The following is an 18,242-nucleotide window of genomic DNA, read 5'->3' as shown; positions in this document are numbered from 1 at the left end:
CGCTCTTCTAGGCGGGAACGGTGGCCGTCTGACTCGATCCCGTCCAGTCCAGCACCACCTTGCCGCTATTGCCCGACAGCATGGCGGCAAAACCGGCTTCGAAGTCGCCGACGCTGTAGCGATGGGTGATCATGGGCGTCAGGTCGAGGCCGCTTTGCAGCATGGCGACCATCTTGTACCAGGTCTCGWACATCTYGCGGCCGTAAATCCCCTTGATCTCCAGCCCCTTGAAAATCACCTGGTTCCAGTCGATCGCCATCTTCGACGGCGGAATGCCGAGCATGGCGATCTTGCCGCCGTGGTTCATGTGCTCGAGCATGGTGGCGAAGGCGGTCGGCACGCCGGACATCTCCATGCCCACATCGAAGCCTTCCGTCATATGCAGCTCGGCGGCCACGTCTTTCAGATTCTCGTGCTGCACGTTGACGACGCGGTTGGCGCCCATCCTGCGCGCCAGCGCGAGACGGTAGTCGTTGACGTCAGTGATCACCACATTGCGCGCGCCCACATGGCGCGCGATGGCGGCGGCCATGATGCCGATGGGGCCGGCGCCGGTGATCAGCACGTCCTCGCCCACCAGGTTGAAAGACAGCGCGGTATGAGTGGCGTTGCCGAAAGGATCGAAGATGGCGGCGATCTCGTCCGGGATGTCGTCGGGAATGCGGAAGGCGTTAAAGGCCGGAATCACCAGGTACTCGGCGAACGCGCCGGGCCGGTTCACGCCCACGCCCACCGAATTGCGGCACAGGTGGCGGCGCCCGGCGCGGCAGTTGCGGCAAAAGCCGCAGGTGATGTGCCCTTCGCCGGACACGCGGTCGCCGATTTCCAGCCCGCGTACCTCCTGCCCGATGGCGACGATCTCGCCGACGTACTCATGCCCGACCTGCATCGGCACGGGGATGGTGTTCTGCGCCCACTCGTCCCATTTCCAGATGTGGATGTCGGTGCCGCAGATGGCGGTCTGGCGGATGCGGATCATCACATCGTTGTGGCCGACTTCCGGCTCGGGCACCTCGGTCATGGTCAGGCCGGGCGCGCGTTCAAGTTTGGCGAGGGCTTTCATGGGGAGCCTCCTGCACGAAGCTTAGGCGATGGCGCCGAACTTGCGGCCGACCTTTGCAAACGCGGCAACGGCCCGCTCGATCTGCTCCGCCGTGTGCGCGGCACTCATCTGCGTGCGGATCCGCGCCCGGCCCTTGGGCACCACCGGGAAGGAGAACCCGACCACATACACATGCTCCGCCAGCAACGCGTCCGCCATGCCGGAGGCCAGCGCGGCATCGCCCAGCATCACCGGGATGATGGGATGCTCGCCAGGCACCAGCGTAAAGCCCAGCGCCGTCATCTCGCGGCGAAAATGCTCGCCGTTCTCGCGCACGCGGGCGCGCAGCGCGGCGCCTTCCTCGCTGGCCAGCAGGTCCAGCACCTTCAGCGTGGCGGCGCAGATGCTCGGCGCCAGCGAGTTGGAAAAGAGATACGGGCGCGAGCGCTGCCTCAGCAATTCCACGATTTCCCGGTGCGCGGCCACGTAGCCGCCGGAGGCCCCGCCCAGCGCCTTGCCCAGCGTACCGGTGATGATGTCCACGCGGCCCTCCACGCCGCATAGCTCCGGCGTGCCGCGCCCGTGCTCGCCGACAAAGCCTACTGCGTGCGAGTCATCCACCATCACCAGCGCGCCGTAGCGGTCCGCCAGGTCGCAGATGGATTTGAGATCGGCAATGATCCCGTCCATCGAGAACACGCCGTCGGTGGCGATCAGCTTGAAGCGCGCGCCGGCGGCATGGGCCTCGCGCAGCCGCGCCTCCAGGTCGCCCATATCGTTGTTGCGGTAGCGGTAGCGCTTTGCCTTGCACAGTCGCACGCCGTCGATGATGCTGGCATGGTTCAGTTCGTCGCTGATCACCGCATCCTGGTCATCGAGCAGCGTCTCGAACAGCCCGCCGTTGGCATCGAAGCAGCTGGAGTACAGGATGCTGTCGCCGGTGTGAAGGAATTTGGCGAGCACCGCCTCCAGCGTTTTGTGGACCGACTGCGTGCCGCAGATGAAGCGCACCGACGCCATGCCGAAGCCATCCTGCTCCAGGCCGCGCCGCGCCGCGTCGATCAGGCGGCGATCGTCGGCCAGGCCCAGGTAGTTGTTGGCGCAGAAGTTCAGCACATGCTCGCCGCCCGCGAGCCGGATGTCGGCTGCCTGCGGACTGGCAATGACGCGTTCGGCTTTGTGAAAGCCGTCGGCTCGGATGGTGTCCAGCGTATCGCGGAGGTGGGAAAGATAGCGGTCGCGCATGGGAAGCCCCTGGCTAGGTTGTTGGGCGGCGTGGCTGGCGCCAGCCTCCATGGTATGGCGAAAGCCGGAGGAATACCGGTTTGCGATGCGCGTGTTTTGTGCTGCGCTGCGCAAGTGGCGGCCGGCGCGGGCTACCGATGCTGCTATGCGGCAGAGACCCGGCCAGTCCTTGAATCTGGATACTAAACCCAATGAAATCAAGCCTTTGTCTCTTTTCCTTGGGTTCGCCAACTCCTATTCTTAAGTCAGGTTGCGCATGCCACCGCGATCGGCGCGCATGCCGGCTAACGGCTTGCTTGCGGAGGCGGCCATGAACGAAGACACGCGGATTGCACCTATCGATCGAATCGTCTATTCGCGCCGGCACGGATCCACCGGCACCCTTATCGGCCACAACGCGCGGCGGCGCCGCCTGATTCAGGCCGCCGGGGCAACCGCGCTCGCTGCGGGCCTTGGCCCCTTTGTGCTGCCACGTCGGGCGCGGGCGGCCAAACACACCTTGAAGATCCTCCAGTGGAACCATTTCGTACCGGGCTACGACAAGTGGTTCGACAACACCTACGTGAAGGAATGGGGCCAGCGCAACGATACCGAGGTCATCGTCGATCACGTGGGAATCCCCGCGTTGGCCACGCGGGCCGCGGCCGAGGTTTCCGCGCAAAAAGGGCACGACCTGTTCATGTTCCTGTCGCCGCCCCCGGTGTACGAGGAGCAGGTCATCGATCACCGCGAGATCTACGAGGAATGCCAGCGCAAGCATGGCAGGCCGGTCGAGCTGGCGATCAAGAGTACGTATAACCCGAAGACGAAGAAGTACTTCGGCTTTTCCGACAGCTTCGTGCCGGACCCGATCAACTATCGCAAGGACCTTTGGGACGACGTTGGCATGGCCGCGCCCGATAACTGGCTGGATGTCCTTGCAGCGGGCAGGAAGATCAAGCAGAAACGCAATATTCCGGTCGGCATTGGCTTGTCCGCGGAACTCGACACCGCGATGGCGATGCGGGCCATCCTCTATGCATTCGGCGGCTCGGTGCAGGATGAGCGCCATACCGTGGTGCTGAACTCGAAGAATACGCTGGAGGCAGTCAAGTTCGTCAAGGCGCTGTACCAGGAAACCATGACGGCGGAGGTCTTGGCGTGGGACCCGTCGTCCAATAACCGAGCCATGCTCGCAGGCAAGATCTCGCTTTGCCTGAACGCGATTTCCATCACCCGCGAAGGCGAGAACAAGAACCTGCCGGTCACGTCGGACATCTGGCTCACGCAGGCCTTGCAAGGGCCGGTGCGGCGCATCGGCCTGGAGCATGTGATGGATTGCTACGTGATCTGGAAGTTCGCCGAGAACATTGCGGGCGCCAGGAAGTTCCTGGTGGACTATATCGACCACTTCCGCGAGGGCTTCCTTGGTAGCGAGTTCTACAACTTCCCGTGCTTCCCGGGCACGGTGCCGGACCTGCAGAAGCTGATCGCCGACGACCCCAAGGCCAGGCCGCGCGACAAGTACAAAGTACTGGGCAGCCTGAGGAATCAGGCCACCAACGTCGGCTTCCCTGGCTATGCCAACGCGGCCACCGACGAGATCTTCAATACATGGGTGCTCAACACCATGTTCGCCAAGGCCGCCACTGGCGACGAAACGCCGGAGAATGCCATCCGCGCCGCGGATGCGACCTGCAAGCGGATCTTCGCCAAGTGGCGGGAAAAAGGGCTGGTATGAGCCGCCGCCCCCGCCGGGCCGGCGGTGTCGGGACGGGCGTGGGCCGATGAGCCATGGCCACGGTGGAGACCCGCTCGCTCACCAAGCGCTTCGACGGCGGCAACGCCGTCGACGGCATCAGCCTTGCCGTGCGCGAGGCCGAGTTCCTGGTGCTGCTGGGCCCGTCTGGCTCGGGCAAGACCACCTTGCTGCGCCTGATCGCCGGGTTGGAAGCGCCCACCTCCGGCGACATCCTGGTGGGCGGCCGTGTCGTCACCGGGCTGCCGCCGCGCGCGCACAACATGGCAATGGTGTTCCAGAGCTACGCGCTCTATCCGCACCTGAGCGTGGCCGGCAACATCGCCTTCCCGCTGCAGGCGCAGCGCATGCCGCGCGAGGCGATCGCGCGCAAGGTGAACTGGGCCGCGGCGCTGTTCGGCATCGGCCACCTGCTGGCGCGAAAGCCGCGCCAGCTCTCCGGCGGCGAGCGCCAGCGGGTGGCGCTGGCGCGCGCGGTGGTGCGCGATCCGGTGGCCTTCCTGCTGGACGAGCCGCTCTCCAATCTGGACGCCAAGCTCAGGACTTCCGCGCGCGAGGAATTGCAGCAGTTGCAGCGGCGCCTGGCGGCCACCACGATCTACGTGACGCACGACCAGATCGAGGCGCTGGCGCTGGGCGACCGGGTCGCCATCCTCGACCACGGCCGCGTGCACCAGATCGGCACGCCGCAGCAAGTGTACGAGCACCCGGCCGATACGTTCGTGGCCAGGTTCATCGGCTCGCCGCCGATGAACCTGGTCGATACGGATGCGGTGGTGACGGGCTTCCGGCCGGAGCACTTCCTGCCGCGCGGTGTCTACGGCGACGATGAAATGCTGGAACCCTTTCCGTTCCATGTCACCCGCATCGAAAACCTCGGTTCCGACCGGCTGGTGTACGGCTTGCTGGAGCCACCGCTGCCGCCCGCCAAGGTCATCTCGCGGATTCCCTGCACGGTCACCTTCCCGCTGGAGACCGGTGCGCGCTACCCGTTCGTGGTGCGGCATGCCGACCTGAGGCGCTTTGATCCGCGTTCCGGCGCCAGCGTGAGCGCGGCGCCGTCAGGGAGGCCCGCATGAGCGCCCGGTCTTCCGCCGCGCTTGCGCCACAGGCCGGCGGCTGGCATGTGCTGGAGGGCGAGCGCTGGCTCGGCGCCCTGATGCTGGCGCCGGCACTCATCTACATCGCGCTGCTGCTCGGCTTTCCCTTCCTGCTGTCGATCTACTACAGCCTGTCCGACATCACCGTGGGCAGCCGCGCCATGCATTTCGTTGGCCTGGAGAATTTCCGGCGCATCGTGCAGACCCCCACCTTCTGGCGCTCGCTCGGCAATGCGCTTGTGTTCACGCTGGTGTCCCAGGCGCTGGTGGTGATTCTGGCCAAGATCCTGGCGTTGGCACTGCTGCGCGACTTTCGCGGCAAATGGCTGGTGCGGCTGCTGATCCTGCTGCCGTGGGTGGCGCCGATCTCGCTGGGTTCGATCGGCTGGCTGTGGATCTTCGATCCGGTCTACAGCATCATCAACTGGACGCTGCGCGCGCTCGGCCTGCTCGGCCCGAATACCTGGCCGGTCTGGCTGGGCCAGCCGGACCTGGCGATGGCGTCGGTGATCCTGGTGGATGTCTGGCGCCTGCTGCCGCTGGCCACGGTCATCATCCTGGCCGGCCTGCATGKCATCCCGCAGGATATCCACGACGCCGCCGCCATGGATGGCGCCGGTTTCTGGCGCCACCTGTTCCGCATCAATATCCCGCTGGTGATGCCGATCATGCTGGTGGCGCTTCTGTTCGGCATCGTGTTTACGCTCACCGACATGATCATCATCTTCGTGCTGACGCGTGGCGGGCCTTACGACACCACGCAGGTGCTGGCCAGCCTGGCATTTTTCACCGGCATCCAGGGCGGCGACCTGGCCGAGGGCGCGGCGATTTCGCTGTTCCTGTTCCCGCTGCTGGTAGCGGTGGTGGCCCTGCTGCTGACCGTCGCCAACCGCGCGGAGGTAGCCTGACATGCGTGCCGATGCAAATCGCTGGCAGCACCGTGGCGCGCGCTGGGGCGCACGCTTCGGCCATGTCGCCATCCTTGCCGTCTTCGCGGGGTTCTGTGCTTTTCCCTTCTACTGGATGCTGATCACCACCTTCAAGGATGTCCACGACCTGATCAACACCGCCAACAACCCCTTCCTGTTCAACCAGCCGCCCACCCTGGACAACCTGCGCGTGCTGTTCCTGGAGACCCAGTACCTGCGCTGGATCGCCAATACGCTGCTGGTGGGCGCGATGGTGGTGGCCATCACCCTGCTGCTGGCGGTGCCCGCCGGCTACAGCCTGGCCCGGCTGGCAGGCAGCCGCGGACGGCAACTGGCGATCGCCATCTTCCTGACTTACCTGATCCCGCCCACCATCCTGTTCATTCCCTTCTCCCGCATCATCGGCGCGCTCGGACTGCAGGATTCGCTGTGGTCGCTGGTGCTGGTGTACCCGAGTTTCACGGTGCCGTTCTGCACCTGGCTGATGATGGGTTTCTTCAAGGCGGTGCCGCGCGATATCGAAGAGGCGGCGATGATGGACGGGCTGAGCCGCTTCGGCGCCTTCCTGAAGGTGGTGGTGCCGCTGTCGTCGGCCGGCATCCTGACGGTGGTCATATTCACGCTGACGCTGGTGATGCAGGAATTCGTCTATGCCCTCACCTTTATCACCAGTTCGTCGCAGTACACCGTCAGCGTTGGCGTGCCGACCTTCCTGGTGCGCGGGGACGTCTATTTCTGGGGCTCCCTGATGGGCGCCTGCCTGGTCGTCAGCGTGCCGGTGGCGGTGCTCTACAACCTGTTCGTCGACCGCTTTGTCGCGGGCTTTACCGTGGGCGCGGTGAAGTGAACGGGCTTGGCGGTGGGCGGTGCCGAGCGCCCGATGCGCAGCCTTTGCGCTTCGAGAAGCCGGGCAGTGTCGAGCGCTGATCCTCGGCCAGCGCAGATGCCATGAGCACTAGCCACCGCCTCGAACTCGGTTACAATCGCGCCATGTTTCGCGCAGACCGCCCCTCCTTCTTCCGGGGAGTCCTGCTGCTGTTGCTGTTCGCAATGCAGCTCCTGACCCCGCTTCTGCACGGCCATCTCGGAACCCCGAAACTCCATGGCCTGCATGTGCACACGGCGCTGCAAGGTGCGGTTAATTCCTATTCTCCTTCCGCTTCGCCCAACGCTTCCGCTGCCCACGATGGCAGCGCGCTGGTCGCGGTCGAGCCGCTGGAGGTCGATGTACAGACCGCCATCGGCCCCATTGCCTTTACCCTCCACGTACAGGCCGCCGATGTGCTCGTCGGCGTGGTCTTCGCGTTCCTGCTGTTTGCGGCGCTGCCCTTGCCGGCACCCCGGCGCCTGCCCTGGCGCGAACGCACGCCGCCCCGATGGCGTGGCGGCGATAGCAGGCCGCCTCCGGCGCACGCTCCTCCCTTCGCCTCCTGATTCCCCCGCCGGCCACGCCGGCGGTGCACGCTCGCGCGCCTGACCGGGACCGGTCAAGGCGCGCCGGGCGCTTCCATCCTGCTTTGGAGTCAGGCATGTTTTCCCGTCGCATGTTGTTCGTTGGCGCATTGCTTGCGTCAGCGCTGTTTCCCGTCGGCATGGCGCGCGCGCAGGCGCTGGCCTTGTCCGATGCCCAGGCCCGCGCGCTCGGCGTGCGGTTCGAGCCGGTCGCCAGTGCCGCGCAGGTTGAGATTGGCGCCAGCGGGCGCGTGGTGCTCAAGCCCGATGCGCAGTACGTGGTGGCCGCGCCTTATCCCGGCATGGTCGCGCGCGTGCTGGTGGCGATCGGCCAGCCGGTGCGTGCCGGCCAGGCGCTTGCCACCTTTGCCAGCCCGCAGTTGTTCGAGGCGGGGCGTGCGCTGGCCGAAGCGCGCTCGCAGGCCAACCTGGCGCGGCTCGCGCTGGCGCGGGACCGCAGCTTGCATGAAGACGGCATCATCCCCGGCAGCCGCTGGCAAGCCACGCAGGCGCGCGCCGCAGAGGCGGCGGCAATGGTGCGCGCCCGCGAGGCCGAGATGGGCGCCGCGGGCATCGTGTTCGCCAGTGGCTCTGGCGAACCCCAACTGGTGGCCGGCCGCGCCGGGCTGATCGCCGAGGTGAACGCGGTGCCCGGCACGCGCGTGGACGGCGCGGCGCCGTTGTTCCGCATCGTCGATCCCACCGCGCTGGAGCTTGACCTGCTGGTCGGCCGCGACATGCCGGCCCCCACTGGCGGCGAGCGCGTGGAAGTGCGCCAGCGCGGCGCCACCGGCAAGGTGGCCGGCGTGGTGCCGGCGAGCGACGGCACCGCCGCCGTGCGCGTGCGCGCGGCGCTGGACCAACGCGGCAGCCTGCAGGCCGGCGAAAGCGTGAATGTGATCGTGCACTTGCGTAGCGCGCCCGACGCCACCGGCGCGGGCCGCGCGCGGGTACCGGCTGCCGCGCTGACGTACTGGCGCGGCACACCCGGCGTGTTCGTGGCGAACAAGGCCGGCGTGCGCTACCAGACCGTGGTGGTCGAGGCCGTGGACGATGCCGCGGCGACCGTGCGGGCCGCGCTGCCGGCCGGCACGCGGGTTGCGGTCGGCGGCGTGGGCGCGCTCAAGGGCATGCTGGCGGGAGGTCAGTGATGCTCGCCGGCCTGATTGAATTCTCCCTGCGCCAGCGGGCGCTGGTGCTGATTGCCGCCTGCGTGCTGGCGGTGGCCGGCGCGTGGGCATACCTGAAGTTGCCCATCGATGCCTTCCCGGACATCTCGCCCACCCAGGTCAAGGTCATCCTGAAGATTCCCGGCATGACGCCGGAGGAAGTGGAGCAGCGCGTCTCCACGCCGGTCGAGCAGGAACTGCTTGGCATTCCGCACAAGACCATCGTCCGCTCGGTATCGAAGTACGGCATCAGCGACGTGACGGTCGATTTCGAGGAGGGCGTGGACAGTTACTGGGCCCGCCAGCAGGTGTCCGAGCGGCTGTCCGGACTGATGCGCGATTTGCCGCCCAACGCCATCGGCGGGCTGGCGCCGATCACCACGCCGCTGGGCGAGATGTTCATGTTCACAGTGGAAGGCGATGGCTTCTCGCTCGCCGAGCGGCGCCGCGTGCTCGACTGGGTGATCCGCCCGGCCTTGCGGACGGTGCCTGGCGTGGCCGACGTCAACGCGCTGGGCGGCGCGGTGCGCAGCTACGAAGTCATCCCCGACCCGGCGCGGCTGCGCGCCCGCGCGGTCACGCTGGAGCAACTGCGCCAGGCGCTCGACGCCAACAACCGCAACGATGGCGCGGGCCGGGTGGAGCAGGGCGACGAGAACTGGGTGGTGCGCGTGGAAGGCGGCGTGCGCGGCGTGGAAGACTTGCGGCAGATCGTCATCGATGCGCCCGGCGCGCGCAATGGCATGCCGCTGGTGACGGTGGGCGATGTGGCCACCGTCAGGCTCGGCGTGGCCACGCGCAACGGCGCGGTCAGCAAGGACGGCCGTGGCGAAGCGGTCGAGGGGCTGGTGCTGGGCTTGCGCGGCGCCGATGCCCGCCAGCTGGTCACCGCCGTGCAGGCCAGGCTGGACGAGCTGGCGCCCCAGCTGCCCAAGGGCATGTCCACGCACGTGTTCTACAACCGCGGCGAACTGGTCACCCGTGCCGCCAATACCGTGGTGCGCGCGCTGATTGAAGCCAGCCTGCTGGTGGTGGTGACGCTGTACCTGTTTCTCGGCGGCCTGCGCGCGGCGCTGGTGGTGGCGGCCACCCTGCCGCTGTCGATGCTGGCAACCTTCCTGCTGATGCGCTACGTGGGCCTGAGCGCCAACCTGATGAGCCTCGGCGGCCTGGCGATTGCGCTTGGCATGCTGGTGGACGCGGCGGTGGTGGTGGTGGAGAACATCGAGTCCGCCCTGGCGCGGGCGCACGGCCACAAGAGCGATCCGTCGCTGCGTGGCGCGGTGATCCRCCATGCCGTTGCCAGCGTGGCGCCGCCGATGCTGGCCGGTGTGTCGATCATCGCCATCGTATTCCTGCCGCTGTTGTCGCTGCAGGGCCTGGAGGGCAAGCTGTTCGGGCCGGTGGCGCTGACCATCGTGCTGGCGCTGGCGTCGTCGGTGGTGATCGCGTTCACCGTGGTGCCTGCGCTGGCATCGATGCTGCTGCGCGCGCATGCCGACGAGGCGCCGTACCTGATGCGCAAGGTGGCGAGCGGGTTTGCCCGGCTGCAGGACTGGAGCGCGCAGCATCGCCGCATCGTCTTTGCCGCGGCGGGCGCGGCGCTGGCCCTGGCGGTGGCGCTCTACCTGTCGGTGGGCAAAACCTTCATGCCCACCATGGACGAGGGCGACCTGATCGTGCAGTTGCAAAAGGCGCCGTCGGTCTCGCTGGCCACTTCGGTGGACCTGGACCTGCGGGTGCAGCGGGCGCTGCTGGCCGAGGTGCCGGAGATCCGCTCGATCGTGGCGCGCTCCGGCTCGGACGACCTTGGCCTGGACCCGATGGGGCTGAACGAGACCGACACTTTCCTGGTGCTAAAGCCAAAGGACCAGTGGCGCGGCAGCAAGGAAGATATCGCCACCGCCATCCGCCACGTCATGGAACGCTTCCCGGGCGTGGTGTACGGCTTCACCCAACCCATCGAGATGCGCGTGTCGGAAATGCTGACCGGCACGCGCGGCGACGTGGCGATCAAGGTGTTCGGCAACGATCTCGGCGCCATCGACACGGCCGCGCAGGCCATCGCAGCGCGCGTGCGCAAGATCGCCGGCGCGGCGGAAGTCATCGCGCCCAGCAACGAGGGCGTGCAGTACCTCACGCTCGCGCTGGACCGCGCGGCCGTCGGTCGCGCGGGGCTTTCCGGCGACGCGCTGCAGGCGTTGCTGCGCGCGCAGGTGGAAGGCGAGCGCATTGGCATCGTGCCGGAGGGCACCGTGCGCACGCCGCTGATCCTGCGGGGCGCCGAAAGCCTGCGGCAGACGCCGGAGATGTTCACCAGCCTGCAGGTGACGGCACCGGATGGCACGCCCTGGCCGCTCACCTCGTTGGCGCAGGTGCGGCGCGTGGAAGGGCCGGTGCGGATCAACCATGAAGACGGCGGACGCTTCGCGGTGATCCAGGTCAGCGTGGAAGGGCGCGACCTGACCGGCTTCGTGCAGGAGGCGCAAGCCGCCGTGGCTGGCCTGGCCGGGCTGCCCAAGGGGCTGCGCGTGGTTTGGGGCGGGCAGTTCGAGAACCAGCAGCGCGCCGCCGCGCGTCTTGCGCTGGTGGTGCCGCTCGCGCTGGGCGCCATCTTCCTGCTGCTGATGCTGACCTTCCGCTCGATCCGGCAGGCGGCGCTGGTGATTGCCAATATCCCGTTCGCGCTGGTGGGCGGCATCGCCGCGCTGCGGGTGGCGGGCGAATACCTCTCGGTGCCTGCCTCGGTGGGCTTTATCGCGCTGCTTGGCATTGCCGTGCTCAACGGTGTGGTGCTGGTCTCGCATTTCAACACCTTGCTGGAGGAGGGGCGGCCAGTGGCGGAGGCAGTGCGCACTGGCGTGCGCGACCGCTTGCGGCCGGTGCTGATGACCGCCTGCATCACCGCGCTGGGCATGATCCCGCTGCTGCTGGCGACCGGGCCGGGCTCGGAGATCCAGCGTCCGCTGGCCATCGTCGTCTCGGGCGGGCTGGTGAGTGCCACCGCGCTGACCTTGCTGCTGTTACCGCTCTTGTTCGAGCGCTACGGCGTGGCGCGTTCGCGTGAGGAAAACCAGGGCCGCATGGAACAAGGAGAGGGGCAATGAAGAGCGCAACCAGGAGCGCGAAGGGCGCAACGAAGGGCGCAATGCGCGGGATTGCCGCCGCTTCGGCATTCGCCGTGGCAACGGCCGTCTCCCTGATGGCCGCAACCGGCGGCATGACGAGTACCGCGTGGGCGCAGGCGATCCGGCCGGCCGAAGCCGGCATCTTGCCTCCGGAAGCCGCCGTGCGCGAGGCGGTCGGCCAGTCCCCCGACGTGCAGATGGCCGAAGCGCACCGCGACGCGGTGCTGGCCCGCGCGGACGGCATCCGTGCCGGCACCGCCGAGGCCGTGGTGCGCGCCATCGGGCAGGGCCGGCAGGTGCGGGAGCCGTCCGAGCGGTATGCCGAAGGGCAACTGGCGCTGGAGCGCCCGCTGCGGTTATGGGGCAAGGCCGATGCCGATGGCGCGCTGGCCGATGCGACCGTGCAGTCCGGCCAGCTCGCCGTGATGGATGCGCGCCATGAGGTCTCGCGGCAGATCCTGTCGCTGTGGTTCGCGGCGCTGCGCGCGCAGCAGGCAAGGGTCGCGGCGCAGGGCAACGACAGCCTGGCCGCGGAGTTGGCGAGCGTGACCGCGCGGCGCGTACAGGCAGGCGATGCGGCGCGCATGGATCACGAACTCTTGCTGGCCGAGCGCTCCCGCACGGCTGCCGCGCTGGCTAGCGCGCGGGCGGCCGAGGCAGCGGCGCAAGCCGAGCTGCGGGCGCGCTTTCCGGGGCTTGGCGTGCCCGGCGGCCTGCCTGCGGAGGTGCGCCTGCAGGCCTTGCCGGACGATTCCGCCGACGCGCTGCGCATCCGCTATGTGGAGGACAGCCACGAGTTCCGCCTTGCTCAGTCCGAGGAGATGCAGGCGCAGCGGCAGGCCCGGCGCACCGACCTGGAGCGCAAGCCCGACCCGACCGTGGGCGTGTTCTTCACGGTCGAGCGCGGCGGCGCGGAGCGGATTGCCGGTGTGAGCATCGCCATGCCGCTGGGCTCGGCGCACCGGCGCGCGTCGGCGGTGGCGGCCGCCGCCGACGCGGAGGCAGCGGCCCGCCGCCGCCTGTCGGTGGAGCGCCGGATCGGTGCGGAGTTCGAGGTGCAGTATCGCGGGCTGGAAGGCAAGCGGGCCGCGGCCATGGCCCAGTCCGAGGCGCTGGCGCTGCAGCGCAGCGCCGCCGCGCGCACCGGGCGGGCCTACAAGGCGGGCGAAACCGGCTTGAGCGAACTTCTGATCATCCGGCGCGCGCTGGCCGACACCACGCTGGCCGAACGGGTGGCCATGGTCGACGCGCTGGAAGCGGACAGCCRGCTGCGGCTGGACCTGCACCGGATGTGGGATTTCGACGACTGAGGCGCGGGGCGCCCACTAACGGCGACGCGCGGTGGGCGCGTCGCCCGCGGCCCCGGCACTGGCCAGCAGGCCGCGCAGGAAGACCATGAGCATGCGGCCCGTGGGGTCGGGATGCGTCGTGGTCCGTTGCAGCGCAAGCCCATGCGCAAGCGCCATGAAGCTGGCGGCCAGCTCTTCCGGTGCAGCCGGCGGTATGCGGCCAAGGTGCCGGAACAGCCGTTCGATCAGGCGGCCGAGTTCCGCACGGTGCGTTTCCCAGACGGTGCGATATGCGCCGGCGAACGCCGGGCTGCGATTGGCGTGCATTTGCAGCTCGATCGAGAGCATGGCCCAGTCCGTCTCCGCGTTGAGCGTCGCGGCCCAGGCATCCAGGCCCGCGAGCACCTCGCCGCCCGGGCGTTCCGCGGTATCGAACACCATGGCAAGCTGCCGCGCCTCGGCTTCCATATGGCCGCGCAGCAGATCGAGCAGCAGCGCCTCCTTGTCAGGAAAGTTCGAGTAGAACGCACCCTGCGAATAGCCAGCTTCCTCCGCGATATCCCGGATCGACGTGCCGCCGAAGCCGCGCTGCACGAATAGCCGCCGTGCTGCATCGAGCAGGCGTTCGCGGGTTTGCGCCTGGCTTTGCTCGCGGCTTAGCCGCTTTCGTGGGGTGGGTTGGTTCATTGGCGTGGCGGGTGGTGATAGCGATAGCCATTGATGTTGGGAATTCAACTGCTATGATAACGGATATCAATTGATATCTGAATTCGCAATGAACGTCGAAATGCAGGGGCTGCCATGAATTTGAATACCGCTTTCGTTACCGGGGCCACCGGTTTGCTGGGCAACAACCTCGTGCGCGCGCTGCTTGGCCGCGGCGTGGCCGTCAAGGCGCTCGTCCGTTCGCCGGAAAAAGGACAGCAGCAATTCGCCGGCCTGGCCGGCGTCGAACTTGTGGTTGGCGACATGGAGAACGTTCCCGCTTTCGTGCCGGCCCTGCGCGGCTGCGACGTGGTGTTCCATACCGCGGCCTTCTTCCGCGACAACTACAAGGGCGGCAGCCACTGGGAAACGCTCAGGCGCATCAATGTCGATGGCACGGCCGCCCTGATCGGGCAAGCCTATGCCGCTGGTGTCCGGCGCTTCGTGCAGACCTCGTCCATTGCCGTGCTGAACGGCGCGCCGGGCGCGGTGATCGATGAGACCAACGATCGCGATCCCGCCGAGGCGGACGACTACTATCGCAGCAAGATCCTGGCGGACCGCGCGGTACAGGACTTTCTCAAGGCAACCCCTGACATGCACGCCACCTTCGTGCTGCCCGGCTGGATGTGGGGGCCGGGCGATATCGGCCCGACTTCCGCCGGCCAGGTGGCGCTCGACACGGTGCTGGCCAAGCTGCCGGGACTGGTTCCAGGGAGTTTCTCCGTGGTCGATGCCCGCGACGTCGCGCTGGCGCAGATCGCCGCCGCGCAGCGCGGCCGGCGTGGCGAGCGCTATCTCGCGGCGGGCCGGCATATGACGATGCGCGAGCTGATTCCGCTGATCGGCCGCGTCGCCGGTGTGCCAACGCCGGCGCGCGCGCTACCGCTGCCTCTGCTGTATGCGCTCGCCGGCGTACAAGAGATCTACGCGCGCCTGAGCGGCAAGCCGGTCCTGCTCAGCCTGGCCACCGTGCGGCTGATGGTGAGTGAAGCGGACCGGACCCGTTTCAGCCACGCCAAGAGCGAGCGCGAGCTGGGCCTGGGATTCAGGCCGGTCGAGGAAACGGTGCGCGATGTCATCTCCTGGTACCGGGGGCACGGCTGGCTGCCCGCCGGACATGGCGCGCTGATTCGCTAGCGGGTACGCCGCAGGCGGCTGCGCTATTCACAATTTCGCTTGCGCTTCCCGCTCGAGCAACTCGCGCTTGCGCTCCACGCCCCAGCGGTAGCCGGACAGGTTGCCATCGCTGCGCACCACGCGATGGCAGGGAATCGCCACGGCGAGATGGTTGGCGCCGCAAGCCTGCGCCACCGCGCGCACGGCCTTGGGTGCGCCGATGCGCGCGGCGATCTCGGCGTAGCTGGCGGTCGTGCCGGCAGGAATTTCCCGCAGCGCTTGCCACACGCGCTCCTGGAACGCCGTGCCGCGGACATCCAGCGGCAGGTCCAGGCCCAGCGACGGCGCTTCGATCAGGCCGACCACCCGCGCGATCCATTGCTCGAAGCCGGCATCGCCGCCAATCAGGTTGGCCTTGGGAAACTGGTCCTGCAACTCGCGCGCCAGCGCGTCGGGGTCGTCGCCCAGCAGGATCGCGCACACGCCACGCTCGCTGCGCGCGACCAGGATCGAGCCGAGCGAGCACTCTCCGACGGCAAAGCGGATGTCGGTATTGGCGCCACCCGCGCGGTACCGGCTTGCCGTCATGCCAAGCATCTGGTCCGAGGCCTCATAGAAGCGGCTGTTGGAGTTGAAGCCCGCGTCGTAGATGGCTTCGGTGACGGAGCCGCCGCGGCCGAGCTGCGTGCGCAGCTTGCGCGCGCGGTGCGCGTCGGCGTAGGCCTTCGGCGTGAGGCCGGTGACCGCCCTGAAGACACGGTGGAAGTGATAGGGGCTCAGGCCGGACTGCGCGGCGAGCGTGTCCAGCGTGGGCGGACTGTCCGCGCGTTCGATGGCCCGGCAGGCCCCGGCGACGAGGGCGGCGTGCTGCGCGGCAACCGCAGCCTGATCTGCCGCCGCGCGCTGGCTCGGGCGGTAGCCGGCCGCTTCGGCGGCCTCGGGCGTGTCGAAGAATTCCACGTTCTCCGGACGCGGCAGGCGAGACGGGCTGCCGGGCCGGCAGTAGATGCCGGTGGTCTTCACGGCATAGACGAAATCGCCATCGGCAGCCGGGTCGCGGGCGAGCACGCGTGCCCAGCGCGGGTCGCGTTCGGCGGAGGTCAGCGGGATTTCCATGGTGGTCCTCGTGCTGGGTGTCTGGTGGCGTTTCATGGGTTCACTGTATGCCGGTGGAGCGGGCTGCGCACTCCGGCTCTTGCGGTCAAATTCCGCGGGTGGATTCCGCGTTACCCCTACAGGGCATCATGGAAGATGATCCCCACCGTATGCCGCTGGCCCGAGCGCAGGCGGCTGACGCCGTGGCGCAGCTTGACCCGGTAGCTGCCGCGCGTGCCTTGCACCGGGCGCTGGTTGACCGCGAACACCACCGCGTCGCCCTTGCGCAGCGGCACCACCTCGGCGCGGGACTGCATGCGCGGGCGCTGTTCCGTCAGCACGAATTCGCCGCCGGTAAAGTCCTGGCCCGGCTCGGAGAGCAGGATGGCTGCCTGGATCGGGAAGACGTGTTCGCCGTACAGGTCCTGGTGCAGGCAGTTGTAGTCGTCCGGGCCGTACTGGAGGATCAGCGGGGTGGGGCGTGTCTGGCCGGCTGCGTGGCAGCGTTTCAGGAAATCGGCGTGCCGGGCGGGGTAGCGGGTGTCGATGGCCATGGCTTGGTTCCAGCGGTTGGCTATCGGGACGAGGTGGGGATATAGCGCGCCGCGCAGGCTTTCGATCAGGGCAGGCAGGGGGTAGCTGAAATACTTGTATTCGCCTTGGCCGAAGCCGTGGCGGCTCATTACCACGCGGGAGCGGAAGGGCGTGTCGAGGGGGTAAAGGGCCGCGAGCGTATCGCACGCGTTGGGGGCGAGCAGGTTTGCCATGACGGCGTAGCCGTGGTGGTCCAGGTTCTGCGCGATGGCGTCCCAGTCCAGGGTCTCCAGGGTCTCTACGCGCGGGGTGGCCTCTTCAATGGTATTCGCGCTGCGGGTTGCCGTTGCCTGGCTTGCTTTCATGCTGCGGCCTTTCGTGGTTCGTGTCGATGCAACGAACTTTAGAGGAGGATCCCGGCGGCATCACTCCGTGTCTTGCTGTTGAATTCTCTTGTTCGTGCATGCTCTCCCCGCGCCTGGCGCCCGGATGTGCGCCGCCCGCTGCCCTGCCAGTTCGCCGCGCTTGCTTTTGGCTCCCACTCGCCTATGATCTCGTGAATCGTTTTAGTAAACCGTTTTACTGAAACGCTTAATACCAAGTTGCCCGGCCCTGCTCATGATGGAGTCTTACGACGTGTGTAATGCTTTTCGCCGCAAGATCATGAAGTCCTCGCTGGCGCTTGCCGCGGGTTCCGCGCTGCCGCGCGTTGCGATGGGCGCCGATGCGCCGGTGGTGCTGCGCTGTTCCTCGGCCATGCCGGTGGACCAGAGTTCGGCCCAATACCTGTGGTTCGAGCGCTTCCGCGAATGCTTGCGCGCGGCGGTGGGCGAGCGCATCCGTGTCGATTATTTTCCGAACGGGCAGTTGGGCAAGGAGGCCGATGTGGTGCAGCAGGTGCGCCTGGGCTCGATCGACATGATGGTCACCGGCAGTTCGATCTGGGCCACCGCATTGCCTGAGCTGGCACTGCTTGACCTGGGCTATCTGTTCGACGGCTGGACGCACCTGGCGCGCGCGCTGGATGGCGGCGTGGCCGCGCGGTTCGATGCCATGCTGCGCGAGCGTACCGGTTGCCGCGTGATCGGATGGGGCGCCTTCTTCAACGCGCGCAGCGTCTATACCCGCCATCCGGTGACCTCGCTGGCGGCGCTTCAGAAGGTGAAGCTGCGCGTGCTGCCCACGCAGATCTTTGTCGACACCTTTCGCTTGATGGGCGCCATTCCCACGCCGATTCCCTTCAACGAGGTCTATACGGCGGTACAGACCGGCGTGGTGGCGGGCTTCGAGCACGACGCCGCCAGCGTGCTGGCCAACAAGCTCAATGAGGTGGTCGGGCATTGCTGGCTGACCGAGCACCTGTTCAGTGCCAGCGTTGCCGTGCTGGGCAAGCGGGCATGGGAAAAGCTGCCGCTCGAGCTGCAGGCGCCGCTGTTGCAGGCGGCCGCGCAGGCCAGCGCCTACCAGCGCGAGGTGGCGCCGCAGCGTGGCCAGCGGGCCATGGATGCGCTGCGCCAGCTCGGGTTGGCCTTTCATCCCATGCGCGCCGCGGAGCGGGAGTCGGTCCGCTCTCGCATGCAGGCGCAGCTATGGCCGGGATTCACCGCCAGCTATCCGGCTACCCGGCCGCTGCTGGCGGCGATCGAAGCCGCGCGCGCCTGAGCAGCATGGGCGTGCCATCTTGTCTTTGCGCGCAA

15 protein-coding genes are annotated in these 18,242 nt (G+C 67.8%); 10 read left to right on the top strand and 5 right to left on the bottom strand.

Annotated elements, in window-relative coordinates; all coding sequences use genetic code 11:
- Positions 1 to 7 precede the first annotated feature (7 nt).
- Together tdh and AC1DN0_RS12965 are read right to left on the bottom strand one after the other, a co-directional pair.
- Entirely contained in the window at positions 8 to 1,063 is a 1,056-nt protein-coding gene (tdh, locus tag AC1DN0_RS12970) for an L-threonine 3-dehydrogenase (protein ID WP_477145764.1), read from the bottom strand.
- A gap of 21 nt (positions 1,064 to 1,084) precedes the next feature.
- Positions 1,085 to 2,287, bottom strand: a complete 1,203-nt coding sequence (locus tag AC1DN0_RS12965; RefSeq protein WP_441627556.1) for a glycine C-acetyltransferase — start codon at positions 2,285 to 2,287, stop codon at positions 1,085 to 1,087.
- A gap of 310 nt (positions 2,288 to 2,597) precedes the next feature.
- On the opposite strand from AC1DN0_RS12965, the gene AC1DN0_RS12960 reads away from it, so the two are divergent.
- From AC1DN0_RS12960 to AC1DN0_RS12925, 8 genes are all read left to right on the top strand, one after another.
- Positions 2,598 to 4,007 (top strand): ABC transporter substrate-binding protein, encoded by a 1,410-nt coding sequence (locus AC1DN0_RS12960; RefSeq protein WP_441627554.1) that lies wholly within the window; start codon positions 2,598 to 2,600, stop codon positions 4,005 to 4,007.
- A gap of 53 nt (positions 4,008 to 4,060) precedes the next feature.
- A complete protein-coding gene (locus AC1DN0_RS12955; RefSeq protein ID WP_477111325.1) occupies positions 4,061 to 5,104 on the top strand; it encodes an ABC transporter ATP-binding protein in 1,044 nt (347 codons plus the stop codon).
- Positions 5,101 to 6,033 carry a carbohydrate ABC transporter permease gene (locus AC1DN0_RS12950; protein WP_477145763.1) on the top strand — a complete coding sequence of 311 codons (933 nt, stop codon included), beginning with the start codon at positions 5,101 to 5,103 and terminating at the stop codon, positions 6,031 to 6,033. The genes AC1DN0_RS12955 and AC1DN0_RS12950 overlap by 4 nt, the downstream gene beginning before the upstream one ends.
- A 1-nt stretch (position 6,034) precedes the next feature.
- Positions 6,035 to 6,901 carry a carbohydrate ABC transporter permease gene (locus AC1DN0_RS12945; protein ID WP_441627548.1) on the top strand — a complete coding sequence of 289 codons (867 nt, stop codon included), beginning with the start codon at positions 6,035 to 6,037 and terminating at the stop codon, positions 6,899 to 6,901.
- A gap of 101 nt (positions 6,902 to 7,002) precedes the next feature.
- A complete protein-coding gene (locus AC1DN0_RS12940) occupies positions 7,003 to 7,488 on the top strand; it encodes a hypothetical protein (RefSeq protein WP_441627546.1) in 486 nt (161 codons plus the stop codon).
- Between the two features lie 95 nt (positions 7,489 to 7,583).
- Complete coding sequence (locus tag AC1DN0_RS12935; RefSeq protein ID WP_477111324.1) at positions 7,584 to 8,657, top strand: efflux RND transporter periplasmic adaptor subunit; 1,074 nt, start codon at positions 7,584 to 7,586, stop codon at positions 8,655 to 8,657.
- A complete protein-coding gene (locus tag AC1DN0_RS12930) occupies positions 8,657 to 11,782 on the top strand; it encodes an efflux RND transporter permease subunit (protein ID WP_477145762.1) in 3,126 nt (1,041 codons plus the stop codon). Before AC1DN0_RS12935 ends, AC1DN0_RS12930 begins: the two co-directional genes overlap by 1 nt.
- Before the next feature lie 113 nt (positions 11,783 to 11,895).
- The gene (locus tag AC1DN0_RS12925; RefSeq protein WP_477145776.1) at positions 11,896 to 13,113 is read left to right on the top strand and encodes a TolC family protein; all 1,218 of its coding nucleotides are present in this window, start codon (positions 11,896 to 11,898) and stop codon (positions 13,111 to 13,113) included.
- A 15-nt stretch (positions 13,114 to 13,128) separates the two neighbouring features.
- On the opposite strand, the gene AC1DN0_RS12920 is transcribed toward AC1DN0_RS12925, so the two are convergent.
- A complete protein-coding gene (locus AC1DN0_RS12920; RefSeq protein ID WP_441635373.1) occupies positions 13,129 to 13,779 on the bottom strand; it encodes a TetR/AcrR family transcriptional regulator in 651 nt (216 codons plus the stop codon).
- Between the two features lie 114 nt (positions 13,780 to 13,893).
- On the opposite strand from AC1DN0_RS12920, the gene AC1DN0_RS12915 reads away from it, so the two are divergent.
- Positions 13,894 to 14,937 carry an SDR family oxidoreductase gene (locus AC1DN0_RS12915; RefSeq protein WP_441635375.1) on the top strand — a complete coding sequence of 348 codons (1,044 nt, stop codon included), beginning with the start codon at positions 13,894 to 13,896 and terminating at the stop codon, positions 14,935 to 14,937.
- 27 nt (positions 14,938 to 14,964) lie between these two features.
- Here AC1DN0_RS12915 and ada read toward each other — a convergent pair whose 3' ends face one another.
- Both ada and AC1DN0_RS12905 read right to left on the bottom strand, forming a co-directional pair.
- A complete protein-coding gene (ada, locus tag AC1DN0_RS12910) occupies positions 14,965 to 16,032 on the bottom strand; it encodes a bifunctional DNA-binding transcriptional regulator/O6-methylguanine-DNA methyltransferase Ada (protein ID WP_441635377.1) in 1,068 nt (355 codons plus the stop codon).
- A gap of 116 nt (positions 16,033 to 16,148) precedes the next feature.
- The gene (locus tag AC1DN0_RS12905) at positions 16,149 to 16,910 is read right to left on the bottom strand and encodes a 2OG-Fe(II) oxygenase (protein WP_441635379.1); all 762 of its coding nucleotides are present in this window, start codon (positions 16,908 to 16,910) and stop codon (positions 16,149 to 16,151) included.
- Positions 16,911 to 17,166: 256 nt separating this feature from the next.
- Between AC1DN0_RS12905 and AC1DN0_RS12900 the strand changes: the two genes are divergently transcribed.
- Positions 17,167 to 18,207 carry a TRAP transporter substrate-binding protein gene (locus AC1DN0_RS12900; protein ID WP_441635404.1) on the top strand — a complete coding sequence of 347 codons (1,041 nt, stop codon included), beginning with the start codon at positions 17,167 to 17,169 and terminating at the stop codon, positions 18,205 to 18,207.
- The last annotated feature ends 35 nt before the right edge of the window (positions 18,208 to 18,242 follow it).

It is taken from the genome of Cupriavidus sp. 05N39, assembly GCF_056397325.1.
Note: the sequence above shows the minus strand (reverse complement) of the source record. Positions and strands in the feature narration are given on the sequence as shown.

Bases quoted from the DNA above. Each gene is read 5' to 3' on its own strand.
- AC1DN0_RS12965 (WP_441627556.1), bottom strand. From the start codon at position 2,287: ATGCGCGACCGCTATCTTTCCCACCTCCGCGATACGCTGGACACCATC.
- AC1DN0_RS12960 (WP_441627554.1), top strand. From the start codon at position 2,598: ATGAACGAAGACACGCGGATTGCACCTATCGATCGAATCGTCTATTCG.
- AC1DN0_RS12955 (WP_477111325.1), top strand. From the start codon at position 4,061: ATGGCCACGGTGGAGACCCGCTCGCTCACCAAGCGCTTCGACGGCGGC.
- AC1DN0_RS12945 (WP_441627548.1), top strand. From the start codon at position 6,035: ATGCGTGCCGATGCAAATCGCTGGCAGCACCGTGGCGCGCGCTGGGGC.
- AC1DN0_RS12940 (WP_441627546.1), top strand. From the start codon at position 7,003: ATGAGCACTAGCCACCGCCTCGAACTCGGTTACAATCGCGCCATGTTT.
- AC1DN0_RS12935 (WP_477111324.1), top strand. From the start codon at position 7,584: ATGTTTTCCCGTCGCATGTTGTTCGTTGGCGCATTGCTTGCGTCAGCG.
- AC1DN0_RS12920 (WP_441635373.1), bottom strand. From the start codon at position 13,779: ATGAACCAACCCACCCCACGAAAGCGGCTAAGCCGCGAGCAAAGCCAG.
- AC1DN0_RS12915 (WP_441635375.1), top strand. From the start codon at position 13,894: ATGAATTTGAATACCGCTTTCGTTACCGGGGCCACCGGTTTGCTGGGC.
- ada (WP_441635377.1), bottom strand. From the start codon at position 16,032: ATGGAAATCCCGCTGACCTCCGCCGAACGCGACCCGCGCTGGGCACGC.
- AC1DN0_RS12905 (WP_441635379.1), bottom strand. From the start codon at position 16,910: ATGAAAGCAAGCCAGGCAACGGCAACCCGCAGCGCGAATACCATTGAA.
- AC1DN0_RS12900 (WP_441635404.1), top strand. From the start codon at position 17,167: ATGGAGTCTTACGACGTGTGTAATGCTTTTCGCCGCAAGATCATGAAG.